15 protein-coding genes and 1 pseudogene are annotated in these 16041 nt (G+C 72.6%); 9 read left to right on the forward strand and 7 right to left on the reverse strand.

Annotated elements, in window-relative coordinates:
* Positions 1-29 precede the first annotated feature (29 nt).
* Positions 30-605, reverse strand: coding sequence for a TetR/AcrR family transcriptional regulator (locus EST92_RS25520; protein WP_129283139.1), 576 nt, complete (start codon positions 603-605; stop codon positions 30-32).
* 325 nt (positions 606-930) lie between these two features.
* On the opposite strand from EST92_RS25520, the gene EST92_RS25525 reads away from it, so the two are divergent.
* Positions 931-4302: a S41 family peptidase gene (locus EST92_RS25525; RefSeq protein WP_129283149.1), complete on the forward strand. Its 3372-nt coding sequence runs from the start codon at positions 931-933 to the stop codon at positions 4300-4302.
* A 120-nt stretch (positions 4303-4422) separates the two neighbouring features.
* On the opposite strand, the gene EST92_RS25530 is transcribed toward EST92_RS25525, so the two are convergent.
* From EST92_RS25530 to EST92_RS25545, 4 genes are all read right to left on the reverse strand, one after another.
* Entirely contained in the window at positions 4423-4671 is a 249-nt protein-coding gene (locus EST92_RS25530) for a hypothetical protein (protein WP_129283140.1), read from the reverse strand.
* A gap of 136 nt (positions 4672-4807) precedes the next feature.
* The gene (locus EST92_RS25535) at positions 4808-5689 is read right to left on the reverse strand and encodes an SDR family oxidoreductase (protein ID WP_129283141.1); all 882 of its coding nucleotides are present in this window, start codon (positions 5687-5689) and stop codon (positions 4808-4810) included.
* Complete coding sequence (locus EST92_RS25540; protein WP_129283142.1) at positions 5686-6678, reverse strand: alpha/beta fold hydrolase; 993 nt, start codon at positions 6676-6678, stop codon at positions 5686-5688. The genes EST92_RS25535 and EST92_RS25540 overlap by 4 nt, the downstream gene beginning before the upstream one ends.
* Positions 6675-8201: an NAD(P)/FAD-dependent oxidoreductase gene (locus EST92_RS25545; RefSeq protein WP_129283143.1), complete on the reverse strand. Its 1527-nt coding sequence runs from the start codon at positions 8199-8201 to the stop codon at positions 6675-6677. Before EST92_RS25545 ends, EST92_RS25540 begins: the two co-directional genes overlap by 4 nt.
* A gap of 223 nt (positions 8202-8424) precedes the next feature.
* On the opposite strand from EST92_RS25545, the gene EST92_RS25550 reads away from it, so the two are divergent.
* On the forward strand, positions 8425-9228 hold the full coding sequence (locus tag EST92_RS25550) for a MerR family transcriptional regulator (RefSeq protein ID WP_254069008.1): 804 nt from the start codon (positions 8425-8427) through the stop codon (positions 9226-9228).
* 227 nt (positions 9229-9455) lie between these two features.
* Positions 9456-9620 (forward strand): hypothetical protein, encoded by a 165-nt coding sequence (locus EST92_RS31240; RefSeq protein WP_154073995.1) that lies wholly within the window; start codon positions 9456-9458, stop codon positions 9618-9620.
* Positions 9621-9817: 197 nt separating this feature from the next.
* Here the strand turns inward: EST92_RS31240 and EST92_RS25555 are convergent, their stop codons facing one another.
* Together EST92_RS25555 and EST92_RS25560 are read right to left on the reverse strand one after the other, a co-directional pair.
* A complete protein-coding gene (locus EST92_RS25555; protein ID WP_129283144.1) occupies positions 9818-10462 on the reverse strand; it encodes a LysE family translocator in 645 nt (214 codons plus the stop codon).
* Between the two features lie 230 nt (positions 10463-10692).
* The gene (locus EST92_RS25560) at positions 10693-11505 is read right to left on the reverse strand and encodes an exodeoxyribonuclease III (protein WP_129283145.1); all 813 of its coding nucleotides are present in this window, start codon (positions 11503-11505) and stop codon (positions 10693-10695) included.
* Positions 11506-11572: 67 nt separating this feature from the next.
* Here EST92_RS25560 and EST92_RS25565 point away from each other — a divergent pair, with 67 nt between their 5' ends.
* The 6 genes and pseudogenes from EST92_RS25565 to EST92_RS32375 all read left to right on the forward strand — a co-directional run.
* Entirely contained in the window at positions 11573-12058 is a 486-nt protein-coding gene (locus EST92_RS25565; RefSeq protein WP_129283146.1) for a GNAT family N-acetyltransferase, read from the forward strand.
* Positions 12059-12258: 200 nt separating this feature from the next.
* Positions 12259-13188 (forward strand): ABC transporter ATP-binding protein, encoded by a 930-nt coding sequence (locus EST92_RS25570; protein WP_129248307.1) that lies wholly within the window; start codon positions 12259-12261, stop codon positions 13186-13188.
* Positions 13185-14204, forward strand: a complete 1020-nt coding sequence (locus EST92_RS25575) for an ABC transporter permease subunit (RefSeq protein WP_174244132.1) — start codon at positions 13185-13187, stop codon at positions 14202-14204. Before EST92_RS25570 ends, EST92_RS25575 begins: the two co-directional genes overlap by 4 nt.
* Positions 14205-14352: 148 nt before the next feature.
* Positions 14353-14748, forward strand: a complete 396-nt coding sequence (locus EST92_RS25580) for a GntR family transcriptional regulator (protein ID WP_129283147.1) — start codon at positions 14353-14355, stop codon at positions 14746-14748.
* Between the two features lie 242 nt (positions 14749-14990).
* The gene (locus EST92_RS25585) at positions 14991-15770 is read left to right on the forward strand and encodes a MerR family transcriptional regulator (RefSeq protein WP_129283148.1); all 780 of its coding nucleotides are present in this window, start codon (positions 14991-14993) and stop codon (positions 15768-15770) included.
* A 79-nt stretch (positions 15771-15849) separates the two neighbouring features.
* Positions 15850-16041 (forward strand): annotated as a pseudogene (locus EST92_RS32375) (hypothetical protein); the annotation flags it as partial.

Here is a 16041-nt window from a genome sequence, read left to right on the forward strand (position 1 = left end):
AGGTGGGGCAGACCGATCGGGCGGGTGGGTCAGATGCCGAGGGCGGGGAAGACCACAGCGTCGAGATAGGCGGACAGGAACGCGCCGTCGGCGGGGCGGCCCTCGATGAGCTGACGGGCGATGATCGCACCGACGAGCATGTGCGGGGCGAACTGCAGCGCGGGGCAGTCGGCCGCGATCTCGCCACGGTCGATGGCGCGTTGCAGCATCGCGTTCAGCCCGGTCACCTCGGGGTCGAGGAGCACGTCACGCAGGGCCTGGTGGAGCTCGGGGTTGCCGTGGATGGCCATCCCCAGAGCACGCATCAGTGCGGCGTCCTTCTCGACCCTTCCGTGTTCATCGGAGCGGCGCACGAGTTCGGCGAAGTCGCCGCGCAGCGTGCCGGTGTCGACATCGCCGGGGCCGGCCGGCTTGGAGCACCGCAGCGCCCTGGCCACCAGCTCCGGCTTGCCCTGCCACTGGCGGTAGAGGGTGGCTTTGCTGGAGCGGGTCCGGGCGGCGACGGCGTCCATGGTCAGGGCGTCGTAACCGACCTCGCGCAGCAGATCGAGTACGGCGTCGTAGAGCTCGGCCTCCCGCTCGGGAGTCAGCCGGCTGCGTCCCATGGCACACACCTCCGTCCGGACCGTATCAGCGCCGCCACCCCGTCGATGGCGAACGAAACTGTTTCGTACACTTCGACTGTAGCGACAGGCCCAGCGAAACGGAACCGTTTCGAAAGTGGTCTGCGTCACCCGATCGACTTGCCGCGGCTCGCCCGTCTCGAAACGATGGGGGCGTGAGCGAGGGCAGCGAGCGAACCATGAACAGGTGCGCGCCTCGCGAATGCGGGGCCGAGCGAAGCGAGGTTTCGGCATGAGCGATGCACCCGAGGCCGTCGGGCCGCGCCCGGAGCCGAACCCCGCGGGGCCTCGCGGACGGCTGCGCCGCATGCCCGCCACCCCGGGCCCGCCCGCCGGCTCGTATCTGCGCTTTCCGCATCTGCACGGCGAACTCCTCTGCTTCGCCGCCGAGGACGATCTGTGGGTCGCCCCGCTCGCCCCGGAGGGCCGGGAGGCCGACCGCGCCTGGCGGCTGACCGTGGACCGCACCCGCGTCGGCCACCCCCGCTTCTCCCCCGACGGGCAGCACATCGCCTTCACGTCCTGGCGCAGCCTCGACCCGGAGGTCCATCTCGCGCCGGTCGAGGGCGGCCCGGCCCGCCGGCTGACGTACTGGGGCAGCACGGACGCCCGGGTCTGCGGCTGGACGCCGCCCGACCACGAGGGCAACGCCCATGTCCTCGCGGTCTCCTCGCACGGCCAGCCGTTCTCGTACTACTCGTGGGCCTACAGCCTGCCCGCCGACGGCGGCACCGGCGGCAAGCTGCCCTGGGGGCCGGTCTCCGACATCGCGGTCACCGATGTCGACGGCGAGCGCCGCACCCTGCTGCTCACCGGCAAACCGCCGCACGAGCCCGCCTCCTGGAAGCGCTACCGGGGCGGTGCGACGGGGCGGATGTGGCTGCACGGGACCCGGCTGATGCCGGATCTGCACGGGCATCTCGACTCGGTGATGTTCGTCGGCGGCCGGATCGCGTTCCTCTCCGACCACGAGGGCATCGCCAACGTCTACTCCTGCCTGCCCGACAGCACCGATCTGCGCCGGCACACCGACCACGCCGACTTCTACGCCCGGCACGCCTCGACCGACGGCTCGCGCATCGTCTACCAGTGCGCCGGCGACCTCTGGCTGATCGACGACCTGAGCGCGGACGCCGTGCCGCGCAAGCTGGCCGTGCGCCTGGGCGGTCCGCGGGCCGGCCGGCGCGTGTACCAGGTCCCGGCCGCCTCGCACGTGACCTCGCTCGCGGTGGACACCACCGGGCGGGCCAGCGCGGTCGGCATCCGCGGCAGCCTGTACTGGCTCACCCACCGCGACGGCCCGGCCCGGACCATCCACGACACCCCGGGCGTACGGGTCCGGCTGCCCGTCATGCTGGGGTCCACCGGCCGGATCGCCTACCTCACCGATGCCGAGGGCGCGGACGCGATCGAAATCACCGATCTGCCGCGGGCCAGCGAACCGGGCGAGCCCCGGCGGCTGGCCACCGGTGAGCTGGGCCGGGTCCACGAGCTGATCGCCTCGCCCGACGGTGACCGTCTCGCGGTGGCCGCCAACGACGGCCGGCTGCTGCTGGTGGAGGTGGCCCGCCCGGAGGAGGAGGGCGGCACCGGCGCGGCGCCGGCCGACGGCACGGTCACCGAGCTGGTCCGCTCCGCCAACGGCCCGGTCCGCGACCTGGCGTTCTCCCCCGACTCGCGCTGGCTGACCTGGTCGCACCCCGGCATCGGCCGTACGCTGCGGCAGATCCGGATGGCCCGGCTGTCCGACGGGCACATCGTGGACGTCACCAACGGCCGCTTCGAGGACGAGCAGCCGGTGTTCACCCGCGACGGCCGCTATCTGGCGTTCCTGTCCTGGCGCGGCTTCGACCCCGTCTATGACGTGCACACCGGCGATCTGTCGTTCCCGCTGGGCTGCCGCCCCTATCTCGTCCCGCTGTCCTCGGCGACCCCCTCCCCCTTCGCGCTGTCCCCGGAGGGGCGGCCCGCGGCCGGCGGCCTGGACCCGGACGAGACTCCGCCGACGCCCGGTGAAGGTCCCGTGCTGGTGGAGGTGGAGGGGCTGGAGAACCGGGTCACCCCGTTCCCGGTGGCGGCGTCCAAGTACTCGTCCCTGGAGCCGGTCAGCGGCGGCGGACTGGTCTGGCTGCGCTGGCCGATCTCCGGCGCGCTGGGCGAGACCTTCGCCAACCCCGCCGACACCTCGGGCCGGCCCACCCTCGAACACTTCGACCTGACCAAGGCCCGGCGCACCGAACTCACCAGCTCCCTGGACGGGTTCGCGCTCAGCGGCGACGGCTCCCGGCTGGTCGTCAACGACGAGGGCGAGCTGCGTGCGGTGCCCGCGACCGAGCCGCCGGACAGCGATTCCACGGTCTTTTTGGACCTGCGGCGCATCCTGCACGACGTCGATCCGGCGGCCGAGTGGCGCCAGGCCTACGAGGAGGCGGGCCGGATCGTCCGGGCGTACTTCTGGGACCCGGGGATGTGCGGCATCGACTGGGACGGGGTGCTCGCGCAGTACCGGCCACTGCTCGAACGGGTCGCCAGCCCGGACGAGTTCGCCGATCTGCTGCGGGAGGTGCTGGGCGAGCTGGGTACCTCGCATGCGTACGTCACCGGCGCCCGGCGCAACGAGGGGCCGCCGCACTACCAGCGCGCCATGGGCCTGCTCGGCGCCAACTTCGTGTGCCGGGACGGCCATTGGGTGGTGCAGCGGATCCTGCCCGGCGAGTCCTCGGACTCCAAGGCCCGCTCCCCGCTGGCCGGTACGGGCATCCGCGAGGGCGCGGCGCTGACGCATGTCGACGGCCGCCGGGTGGATCCGGCGGCCGGGCCGGCCCCGCTGCTGGCCGCGGCCGGCGGCACCACGGTGGAGCTCACCTTTTCCGCGCCCGAGGGCGAGGGGCCGACCCGCCGGGTCGCGGTGGTCCCGCTGGTCGACGAACGGCCGCTGCGCTACCAGGACTGGGTGGCCAAACGCCGGGCGGTGGTACGGGAGTTGAGCGGCGGGCGGTGCGGCTATCTGCACATCCCCGACATGGGCGGCTCCGGCTGGGCGCAGTTCAACCGCGATCTGCGCAAGGAGGTCTCACTGCCCGCGCTGATCGTGGACGTCCGGGGCAACGCGGGCGGCAACATCTCCGAGCTGGTCATCGAGAAGCTGACCCGCACCATCATGGGCTGGGACCTGACCCGCGACGCCGAGCCCGTCTCGTACACCAGCAACGCCCCGCGAGGCCCGGTCGTGGCGGTCGCCGACGAGATGACCTCGTCCGACGGCGACATGATCACCGCGGCCTTCAAGCTCCAGGGCATCGGCCCGGTGGTGGGCATGCGCACCTGGGGCGGCGTGGTCGGGATGACCGGCCGGCACCTCCTCGGCGACGGCACCACCATCACCGTCCCGATGAACGCCGCGTGGTTCCGGCTCTACGGCTGGGGCGTGGAGAACCACGGCGTCGAGGTCGACATCGAGGCACTGCGGTCACCGCTGCACTGGGCCGAGGGCCGGCATCCGACCCTGGGCGTCGCGGTGCGCACCGCACTGGAGTTGCTGGAGCGGCATCCGGCGGCGGCGCCTCCGGACCTGTCGGACGTCCCGGACCTGCGGCGCCCCGCGCTGCCGGCGCGCGGCGCGGACCAGGCGGAGGCGGACCAGGCGGAGGCGGACCAGGCGGAGGCGGCCGGGGCCTGAACCGGAGCGCGGACCGGTCGGGGAACCGAGCGCACACCGGTGGGGTGCACCCGGTCGACCGGGTGCACCCCTCACGCATGGCGCGTACGTCGCCCCGCGTGGTGTTCAGGACGTGCCAACTCAGCTCTGGTAGCGGCCCTCGGCCGCATCCATCGAGTCGTGAGCGGGCTGACGGCCCTGCTGACCGCGGTCCCGCGGCTGGCCCTGACGCTGGCCGCGCTCCTGGTCCTGACGCTGACCGCCGCGCTCGCGCTCCTGGTCCTTGCGCTGGCCGCGCTCGTGACCCTGCTCGCGAGAGTCGCCCATGGCGTGGCGCGCCTGGTCCTTGCGCTCGTTGGCCTTGTCCTGGAACTGGTCCTTGATGCCCATGCTGTTCACTCCTAGTGGGGTGTAGGGGGGTGATGACCCCGATTCAGCGTGACACGCCCGGACATTGCTCGCATTTCGATCACGTTCGAACACTCTCCGTGACATTCGGCCGCTCACGGGCCGGGCGCAGGCCCGCTCACCGGCCGGCCCGCGCCTTCTCGTCCGCCTCCCCGCCGGCGCCCATCAGCCCGACCCGCATCCCGTCCAGCCGCGCGCCGAACCGCCGCACCTCCCGCCCGCCCACCGTCCCGATGAGCGAGGGCAGATACCCGCGGACCGACTGCATCCCGCGCAGCCACCACTGCCCGTAGACATGGGCGGAGCGGCGCTCGATGCCCGCGACGATCCGGTCGACGGCCGGGCCCAGCGGATAGGTCTTGTTCGACGGCCAGGGCAGCCGGGAACGCAGTTCGCGCATCACGTCGTTCTCGTCCGCGCCGCGCACCATATCGGTGTCGGTCCAGCTCAGATAACCGACGCCGACCCGTACGCCACGGTGTCCGACCTCGGCGCGCAGGCTGTGCGCGAAGGCCTCGACGCCCGACTTGGACGCGCAGTACGCCGTCATCATCGGCGCCGGGGTGATCGCGGCCAGCGAGGCGATCTGCAGGAAGTAGCCGCGGGACTCGGTCAGTTGGGGCAGGAAGGCGCGGCCGGTGACCGCGCCGCCTATGAGGTTGACCTCGATGACCCGCTTCCAGGCGACCGGGTCGGAGTCCGCGAACGGACCGCCGGTCGCCACCCCGGCGTTGGCGACGACCACATCGACCTTCCCGAAGCGCTCCTTGACCTCGGCCGCCACCCGGTCCATCGCCTCGTGGTCGGTGACATCGGCATGCCAATGATGCGCCGGGCCGTGGAGTGCGGCCGCGACGCCGCGCAGCTCGTCCGGCTCCAGCCCGACCAGCGCCAGCGTCGCACCGCGCGCCGACAGCTTGCGGGCCAGCAGCGCACCGACCCCGCGTGCCGCACCCGTGACGACGACGACCTGGCCCGCCAGGCTCCTGCGTGCGCTCATGCCGTGCTCTCCTTCGTCTGCCGCCCGCCCCCGGGCGCGGTGTCGGTGGCCTCGCTGCCGGTGGCCTCGGCGCCGGCCGCGTGCAGATGGTCGCGGACGAGGGCGCGCAGCCGTCCCGCGACCGCGCCCGGGTCCTCGATCGGCGTCATGTGTCCCAGCCCGGGGAGTTCGGTCAGACCGCGGAAGTCGGGGAGGACGGACGCCAGCCGGCGGGCGTGCACCGGCGGGGTGAGCCGGTCGGCACCGCCCGCGAGGACCTCGGTGGGCAGCTCCAGCCGGCCGGCGCCGCCGGTGAGTTCGAGCCCGGCCAGCACCGCGCCCCACCGGGCCCGTACGCCGGCCGGGCAGCCGTGCACGATGCGCGCGCAGGCCGCCACCTGCTCGGCGGTGGCGCCGGGACCCATGGTGGCGTACTTCAGCGCGCGCAGGGTGAGCGGCGAGACCGGGCCGAGCGGGGCGCGCGAGCGCAGCAGCAGGCGGTGCGCACGGCGGCGGCCCTGCGGGCTGCGCAGCGCGAACACCCGCGCCTCGGCGGCGAGATCGGCACTGCCGGTGCTGCACAGCAGCGCGGCCGCGGCCCGCTCGTGCAGCTGCGGCCGCCCGGCCGCGGCCATGATCGTCATCCCGCCCATGGAGTGGCCGCCCAGCACGGCCCGTTCGCCCGGCCGCAGGGCCGCCTCCAGGACGGCGACCAGATCGTCGGCGAGCGCGTCGGTGCTGTGGCCCGCCGGTGGGGCGGCCGGGCTGCGGCCGTGGCCGCGCTGGTCGTAGACGACGACCTGGTGGTCGGCGGCCAGCTCGCGGACGACCGGGGCCCAGAAGGCGGTGGAGCAGGTCCAGCCGTGTGCCAGGACGACGGCCGGGGCGCCCTGGGGGCCGTGGACCTCGGCGTACAGCCGGGCACCGTCGGCAGAGGCGACGGTCAGCGTGGAGCGCGGCACCGGCGGGGCGTACGGGCCGCTGGTGACGTGTGCGGGCCAGCGGTTCATGCGGCCACCTCCGCGGCCGTGCCGGGAGTCCGGTCCGCGGGGGTGCGGGCCGGCCGCAGCACCTCGTACTCCGCGAGGTCGACCCGCTGGGTGGCCTTCCGGAACTCCCCGGTCGTCCCCGGCCAGACGGTGGTGTTGCGGCCGTTCGCGTCCAGATACCAGCTGTCGCAGCCGCCGGTGTTCCACACCGTGCGCTCCATCCGGCGCTGGATGGTGCGGTTCCACTCCGCTACGGCGGACGGCCGGGCGCTCAGCGCGATCTTCCCGCCGAGGACGTCCAGTTGGCGCAGGTAGTCGGCCAGGTAGTTCAGCTGCGCCTCGATCATCAGGATCATCGAGCTGTTCCCGAGGCCGGTGTTGGGTCCGATGATGGTCAGGAAGTTGGGGAAGCCGGCCGCGCTGGTGCCGCGCAGCGACTCCATGCCGTCCTTCCACTCCTCGGCCAGCGTCGTGCCGTGGGCGCCGGTGACGCGCCGCGCGATCGGCATGTCCGTCACATGGAACCCGGTGCCGAAAACGATCGCATCGGCCTCCGTTTCGCTCCCGTCGGCTCCCACGAGGGTGCTGCCGCGCACCTCCTTCAGCCCGGCAGCGACCAGCTCCACATTCGGCTGCGCCAGGGCCGGGTAGTACGTGTTGGAAAGCAGGATCCGCTTGCAGCCGATGCGGTAGTCGGGGGTCAGCACCTCTCGCAGCGCCGGGTCCTTGATGGCCTTCTTCATGTGGTTCCGGGCCAGCGACTCCAGCAGGCCCAGCTCATTCGGGCGCTTGGTGAACGCGCTGACCTGCAACTCCCGAATGCTCCACAGCAGTTGGCGGCGCGCGGCCCGGGTCGCCGGGAGCTTGGTGTGCAGCCATTTCTCGGCTGCGCTGATCTTGCGGTCGGCGCGCGGCAGCACCCAGGGCGGGGTGCGCTGGAAGAGGGTCAAGCGCGCCACCTCCGGCTGGACGGCCGGCACGATCTGGATGGCCGAGGCGCCGGTGCCGACCACCGCGAGACGCGCGCCGCTCAGCGCGTAGTCGTGGTCCCAGCGCGCGGAGTGCCAGACCTTGCCGGGGAAGGTGTCCAGTCCCGGGATGCCGGGGAGCTTGGGATCCGACAGCGGCCCGGTCGCCGACACCACGACATCCGCGGTCAGCGGCCCGCTCGCCGTCTCGATCTCCCAGTGCAGCTCCGGGCCGTCCCACCGCAGGCTCTGCACCTCCGAATGGAACCGGAGGTGCGGACGCAGCCCGAAGGTGTCGGTGACCCGCTCCAGGTACGCGCGGATGTGCGGCTGCCCGGAGAAGTTCCGCGGCCACTCGGGGTGCGGCGCGAAGGAGAACGAGTACAGATGCGAGGGCACGTCGCACGCACACCCCGGATAGCTGTTGTCCCGCCAGGTGCCCCCCACCGCCCCGGCCCGCTCCAGGACCACGAAATCGGTGATGCCCTGGCGCCGCAGCCGGACGGCCGCCCCCAGACCACCGAACCCCGATCCGATCACCGCAACCCGCACATGCCTGCGCTCGCGCTCGGCCATCCCGCCGCCTCCCGAGTCCGACGTTCTTCCGTGCCATCTTCGGTGCCATGACATCCGGCGTCACAGCCGCCCCCGAAAACCGCGCCAGCAATCACTGGCACAATGGGAGCGTAAGGCAGCCGCGTACCGAGCGGTAGGGGGCGGACGGCGGGAAGTTGCCCCCGGCCGCACCCGCGGTCCGGGACCCCGGCCCGGTGCCCTCCCCCCGGCATAGGCTGAACCCGTGGCAGCGAACGAGCACACCCAGGACGAGCACTCCGGGCCCGCGGACCCCCCGGCGCGCGAATTCCGCATGGCCGACCTGGCCAGGGAGGCCGGCATCACGGTCCGTACGCTGCGCTTCTACCGCGAGCGCAAGCTGTTGCCCGCGCCCCGTCGCGAGGGCCGGATCGCCTGGTACAACGAGCACCATCTCGCCCGGCTGCGCACCATCGGCGCCCTCCTGGAGCGCGGCCACACCCTCGGCGGCATCGCGGACCTCTTCTCGGCCTTCGAGGCCGGCCGCGACGTGGGCGAGCTCCTCGGCCTGGAGAACCCCCTCGTGCCGCCCTGGTCCGAGGAGACACCGGTCCGCCTGACCCCCACGGAGCTCGCCGACCACTTCAGCGGGGACATCACCGCCGAGAACCTCAGCGCGTCCCTGGACATCGGCTATCTCGCCGTCGACGGCGACGAGTTCGTACACATCAGCCGCCGCCTGCTGGACGCCTCCACCGAACTCGTCGACCAGGGCATCCCGCTGGCCGCCGTCCTCGAAGCCGGCCGCCAGGTGCGGGCGCACGCCGACGCCCTCGCCGACATCTTCACCACCCTCATCCGCACCCACGTGCTCTCCGACGTCCTGGCACGGGCCTGCGCGGGAGAGCAGCCGTGCCCCGACGAGGTCGATCTCATCGCCGGAACCATCGAGAAACTCCGCCCCCTGTCCAAGGGCGTGGTCGAGGCCGAACTCTCCATGGCCATGGACCGCCGGGTCCGGGCCGAGGTGGCGCAGTGGCGGCGCGAGCAGGGGCACGAGGAGACCTGAGGCCGACTGGTGCCCGGCGTCCGCGTTGCGGGGGAAGTGCCACGCCGCCGCACCGACGCGCGGCGAACCGGCCGGTCCTTCCGGAACCACCGAGGCGGTTTCTCACAAACCGCACCACAACGCCTCCCGCCCGAACGATACTTGGCGCATAGCCGAGCCCTGAAAGGCCATGGCACTCAGTGTCAGATATCTGGCACTGAGTGCCATGCATGCTCTATCGTGGCGCCATGACGACGTACACCGTGGCGGTCGTAGCCGCCGTCCTGCTGCCCGTCTTCACCGCTGTACTGGTCGCCTGCCTGAGCACCAACCCTCGCCAACGAGCCGATGCGTACCGGGTCTTGGCCCGCATGTGCAGCACGGTGGAGAAGATCTTCCGGCGGCGCTCGTAGGGATTGCCACCCGGAGCAGGTTCCGGCCCCCCGGCGAGTGGTGACCTCCTCCTACGCAACCCAGCAGTAGACGCTCTGGCTCTGGCGCCGGGCGCTGCTGATGAGAACAGCCAGATCACTCGCGAGCGCGTCGGCGGTCTCCGTGACATGTTCGGCCGGCCCCAGCAGGACCGGTGTCACAGGCGCGCGGGCATGGCTCAGGCCGAGACAGACGTACGGGACAGGACTGTGCGTAGCGCGAAGACGCCGAGCAGGCTGCCCGATGCGATCCGCTGAGCGGCCATCACGCGGGGCCGGGTGGCCAGAAACCCCGACACCCGCCCTGCGCCCAGCATGATCAGAGCGTTCACGGAGATCCCCACGATGATCTGCACGCCACCGAGCTGGAGCAGTTGCGCCCAGTCCGGGCCCGCCTGCGGATCCATGAACTGGGGCAGCAGAGCGGCGTACATGAGAGCGATCTTGGGGTTGAGCAGGTTGGTCAGGAGCCCCATCGAGAACAGGCGGACGTCAGAGACCGGAGGCAGGGCCTGAGCCGGGGCGAAGGGCGAGCGGCCACCGGGCTTGAGCATGGCCCAGGCCAGGTAGGCAAGGTAGGCGGCCCCGGCGAGCTTGATCACCGTGAACGCCAGCGGCACGGCGGCGAACAGCGCGGACAGGCCCGCGGCCGCGGCCACCAGGTAGCACAGAAATCCCACGGCGGTCCCGCTCAGGCTGACCAGGCCCGCCCGGCGGCCTTGGGTGATCGCGCGAGAGGCGAGGTGGATCATGTTCGGTCCCGGAGTCAGGGCCATCCCCAGTTCGACCAGGGCCACTCCCCCCACTCCGGCCAGACTGATCACCGGTCAACTCCTGATCGTTTGCCGGGCACCCGGTACCGGGAGTTGGACGGCGCCCGGCTGCGACGGGCAGCTGCGACGCATCGGAAGTGCCTGCATCGCCTGCCTCAGGATACGGCCCTGCCGTTCGGTACCCCGTACGCCCTGACTCCAGCCGGCCGACGACATCCACGACTGAAGCCGGATCACCCACGATCGCGTCGGCGCACTCCGCGTGATCGGCCGAACAGGTCCTAGTCGCCCGTGCGATCAAAGACGACCGTCACCGGCGCGTGATCACTCCACCGCTCGTCATGACTGGCCGCGCGCTCCACGTACGCCTTGACCGCCCGCGCGGCGAGGCCGGGGGTGGCCATGGCGTAGTCGATGCGCCAGCCCGCGTCGTTGTCGAAGGCCCGGCCCCGGTAGGACCACCACGAGTACGGGCCCGCGGTGTCCGGGTGGAGGGTGCGGACGACGTCCACATAGCCGCCGTGGTTCTCGTCGAGGACCTCGGTCAGCCAGGCACGCTCCTCCGGGAGGAAGCCGGACTTCTTCTGGTTGGCCTTCCAGTTCTTCAGGTCGGCCTCCTGGTGGGCGATGTTCCAGTCGCCGCAGACCACCACCTCGCGGCCGTCCGCGGCGGAGCGCTTGCGCAGGTCGACGAGGTAGGGCAGGAACTCCGCCAGGAAGCGTTCCTTCTCGTCCTGCCGCTCGGTGCCGACCTCACCGGAGGGCAGATAGAGGCTGGCGACCGTCACACCGGGCAGATCCGCCTCGACGTAGCGCCCGCTGCCCTCGAACTCCGTCGACCCGAAGCCCACCTGGACCCGCTCCGGCGCGCGCCGGGTGAAGAGCGAGACGCCGGCCCGGCCCTTGGCGGCCGCCGGGGCGTGCACGGTGTGCCAGCCCGCGGGCTCGCGCACCTCGTCCGGGAGCTGCGCGGTCTCGGCCCGTACCTCCTGCAGGCACAGCACATCGGCCGCGGTCTCCGCCAGCCACGGGACGAAGCCCTTCCTGGCCGCGGCGCGCAGCCCGTTCACATTCACAGAGGTCACGGTGAGCATCCGGGCACGATACCCATCCCCGGAACCTCATCGCGCCGCGCACCCGCGCGCCCGTACGATTTCTGGAATGGAGATACGCCCGTCCCGCTACGACCACCCCGACGCGGTCGCCCTCGACGCGCTGGTGCAGCAGGAGTACGCCCGGCGCTACGGCGACGACGGCGACATCACCCCGCTCACCCCGGAGATGTTCACCCCGCCGCACGGCGCGTACCTGATCGCGTACGCCGGCGCCCGCCCGCTGGCCACCGGCGGATGGCGCCGGCAGGAGGACGCGGCCGAGGGGTACTCGATCGGCGACGCCGAGATCAAGCGGATGTTCGTGCTCCCGGAGGCGCGCGGGCGGGGCCTGGCCCGGCGGATCCTGGCCGCCCTGGAAGCGGACGCGCGGGCCGCGGGCCGCTCCCGCATGGTGCTGGAGACCGGCACCAAGCAGCCCGAGGCGCTGGAGCTGTACGCCTCCAGCGGCTATGTGATGGTCGAGAAGTTCGGGCTGTACCGGACGTACGAGGACAGCCGGTGCATGGCGAAATCGCTGGTGGAGCCCGCCTGACGGACACCTGGACGGCGGGCGCCGGCCCCCGGGCCGCTCGCCCGCACCGGCGCCGGCCCGCCCTGCGCCGACACGCCTCCCTTGCCGACCGGCCTCCCTTTCCGACATGCCTCCCTGCGCCGGCAGGCTCTCTTGTTGACAGGCATCCGGGCCGCTCCCCATACTCATTCCACTAATGAACTAGCTAAAGGGGGGATCCGGTGAGCGACCCGAGCCCGTGGGCCATCGAGGCCGAAGGACTGGGGAAGAAGTACCGCGGCGGCTGGGCCCTGCGGGACTGCTCCTTCCGGCTCCCCGCCGGCCACATCTGCGCCCTCGTCGGCCCCAACGGCGCGGGCAAGAGCACCTTCCTGGGTACCGCGACCCGGCTGGTGCAGCCGACCACCGGCACGCTGAAGCTGTTCGGCGTCCCGGTCTCCGACCCCGCCGTCCTGGAACGCATCGCCTTCCTCGCCCAGGACAAGCCCCTCTACCCCCGCTTCACCGTGGCCGAGACCCTGCGGCTCGGCCGTGAGCTGAACCCGCGCTGGGACCAGGCGCTGGCCGAGCGGATCGTCCGGTCCGGGAACGTGCCGTTCACCGCCCGGATCGGCACCCTCTCGGGCGGCCAGCGCACCCGCGTGGCCTTCGCCCTCGCCTTCGGCAAGCGGCCCGAGCTGCTGCTGCTCGACGAGCCGATGTCCGACCTGGACCCGCTCGCCCGGCACGAGCTGTCGGGGCTGCTGATGGCCGAGGCCGCCGAGCACGGCACCACGGTGCTGATGTCCTCCCACATGCTCTCCGAGATGGAGGTCATGTGTGACTACCTCCTCGTCCTCGCCGAGGGCCGGCTGCGGATGGCCGGCCAGACCGAGGAGCTCATCCCGGCGCATCTGCTGGTGACGGGCGTGGCCGAGGGCGACGACGGGGTGCCCGAGGAGCTGCGGCGCCGGCACACCGTGATCGAGGCCCGGATCACCGGGCGGCAGTTCAGCGCCCTGATCCGGCCCGGCGGCCCGGTCCCGGACGGCTGGGAGACGCTGGCGCCGAGCATGGAGGAGGTCCTGCTCGGCTATCTGCGCTCGCCCGACGCACCCGGCCTGATCGCGGACGAGGCCCGCCTCGACGGCCCCGGGAAGGCCGCGGCGTGACGCGCACGAGCACCGCCGGCCCCCGGGCTGCGGCCACAGCGCCTGCCGGCAGCGCCCCCGACGGCCCCACCGCCCGCCGCACCCTGCTGCACGGTCTGCCCTGGCTGGTCTGGCGCCGGCACCGCACCGTCCTGCGCATCCTCCTGCTGACCACCGCCGTGGGCTGCGCGTCCTTCGCCTACGAGCGCGCCGGCCTGACGGACTTCCTGCACACCCACGGAGCCGGCCCCGCCGTCCACGGGACCCTGGGCACCGACTTCTCGAACGCCTACGGCCCGCTGTTCCGCACCGGCACCCAGCTGCTGACGTACCTGCCCGTCCTGATCGGCGTCTTCCTCGGCGCCCCGCTGATCGCCGCGGAACAGGAGCACGGCACCGTCAAGCTGATCAACACCCAGTCGGTGAGCCGCGGCCGCTGGATCGCCGCCACCCTCGGCCTGCCGCTGGCCGTCGCCGTGCTGTGCACCGCCCTGTTGTCGGCCGTCTTCACCTGGCTGTGGACACCGGCGCGCCTCCTCGTCATGGACGGCGACTGGCTGACCAGCGGGATCTTCGAGAGCACCGGCCCGATCCCGGTCGCCCGGACGCTGTTCCTGACCGTCTGCGGCATCGCCCTCGGCATGCTGGTCAAGCGGGCGGTGCCGGCCATGGCCGGCACCTTCGTCCTCGCCATGGTCACCTCCGTGCTCTGGTCCGAGCGGCTGCGCGACCGGCTGGGCTCCCTCCGCGGCGTCAGCTACCCGTACGACGGCAACGGCCCCGACCTGCCGCCCGGCGCCGTACGGATGGACGACTGGGTGTCCACCGCGGACGGCAGGCTCTACGGCTACGGCACCTGCACCACCGGCGACACCGGCGCCTGCCGGGCCAAGCTGGGCATCGTCAACCGCGTGACCCAGTACGTCGACTACGGGCAGATGGCCGGAATGCAGTGGCTGGGCGCGGGGATCCTGTTGACGCTGACCGTCCTCGTGCTCGCGTGCGTGGTGTGGCGGGCGCACCGGCGGCCGCTCTGAACGGGCGGGCGCGCGGCGCCAGAAGCGGACGGCGGCCAACCGGGACCACGCGCACCCGACCTGCACCGGGCGGCGCTTTGACACCCGGCACGGGCAGCCCGATCATCAAGCGGTCGGGCAGCGCGGCAGCCGCGGAAGAAGCAGAGAGGTGGTGAGCGTCGTCGAGTTCCGAATCGACCGCCGCAGCGGTGTCGCCACCTACCTCCAGATCGTCCAACAGGTCCAGCAGGCACTGCGGTTGGGCACCCTGGTGGAGGGTGACCGCCTGCCGACCGCCGCCCAGGTCGCCGCGACGACCAAGGTCAACCCCAATACGACCCTGAAGGCCTACCGCGAACTGGAGCGGGAGGGCCTGGTCGAACCACGCCCCGGCCTCGGCACCTTCGTCAGCCGTACGCTCGCCCGCCCCACCTCCGCGGCGGACGCCCAGCTGCGCGAGGAGCTCCGCGCCTGGATGGGCCGGGCCCATACGGAGGGGCTGGACCGGGAGGACGTCCGGGCGCTGGTGAACTCGGTGCTCCAGGAGCGCTACCCCGACGGCTGAGGGGGCAGGGTCGACGGGCCGTGCAACTGGCGGGGGCCGACGGCCCGTGCACCGGCCGGGGTCGACAGGCCATGCACCTGGCGGGGGGGGTGACGGCCCTCACCGGCCGCGGTACCCCTGCCCGCTTGACCCTCACCCGACGTCAGGTTCCACCCTGAAGGACGGCACCACCCGGCGGCCGGCGGCACCACCGCCGTACCGCCCGGGCGGCGCCCGGACATGACGGGACGAAAGGCGCTGCGATGGGCTACTCGGTCGGGCAGGTCTCCGGTTTCGCGGGGATCACGGTGCGAACCCTGCACCACTACGACAAGACCGGCCTGCTCTCCCCCAGCGACCGCAGCCCGGCCGGCTACCGCCTCTACAGCGACCCCGACCTCGCCCGGCTGCAACAGATCCTCTTCTACCGGGAACTCGGCTTCCCCCTCGACGAGATCGCCACCATCCTCGAAGACCCCCAGGCCAATGCCCTGGACCACCTGCGCGCCCGGCACCGCCTGCTCACCGAGCAGATCGCCACGCTCCAGCGGCTGGTCGAGGTCGCCGAGCACGCCATGGAGGTCCAGCAGACCGGGGTGGAGCTGACGCCCGAGGAGCGGTTCGAGGTCTTCGGCGAGGTGACCTTCGACCTCACCTACGCCACCCAGGCCCATCTGAAGTGGCAGCACCACGAGGGCCACCAGCGCTCGATGGCGCGGGCCGCCACGCACTCCAAGGAGGACTGGACGACGATCATGGCCGAGGCCGCCGACTGGCGGCAGCGGCTGACCGCCGCCTTCGACGCCGGGGAACCGGCGGACGGCGAGCGCGCCATGGACCTCGCGGAGGAACACCGGCAGCACATCAGCCGCTGGTTCACCCCCTGCCCCACCGACATGCACGGCCGGATCGCCGACGACTTCGCCACCGACCCCCGCGCCTTCGCCCTGGTCGTCCCGCCCACCGCACAACGCCCCGGCCTCGCCCCGTACCTGCACACCGCCGTCCACGCCAACGCCGTACGCCAGTCGTCACCGGCCTGACGCCGCCCGCGGCGGCGCCACCGGCACGTCCCCCTCGCGAGAGCCCCTGCTCCCACGGCACACCACACCCGTCCACACCGCCGGCCGCCGCGCCCTGGTGGAGGAGACCGACCACGCCGAGTGGGTCGACCAGCAGCGCGAGCGCGAGCGCCCGCACCCTGCGGCCGGCAGCTGGGAGCCCGTCCCGGTCCCCCTCCCCACCTACGTCACCGCTCCCGTCGCCCCGCGCGCCACCAGCCACGTCGACCTGGACGCCGAGGACGCCTGGAGC

It is taken from the genome of Streptomyces sp. TM32, from assembly GCF_004122755.1.
Taxonomy (GTDB): Bacteria; Actinomycetota; Actinomycetes; order Streptomycetales; family Streptomycetaceae; genus Streptomyces; species Streptomyces sioyaensis.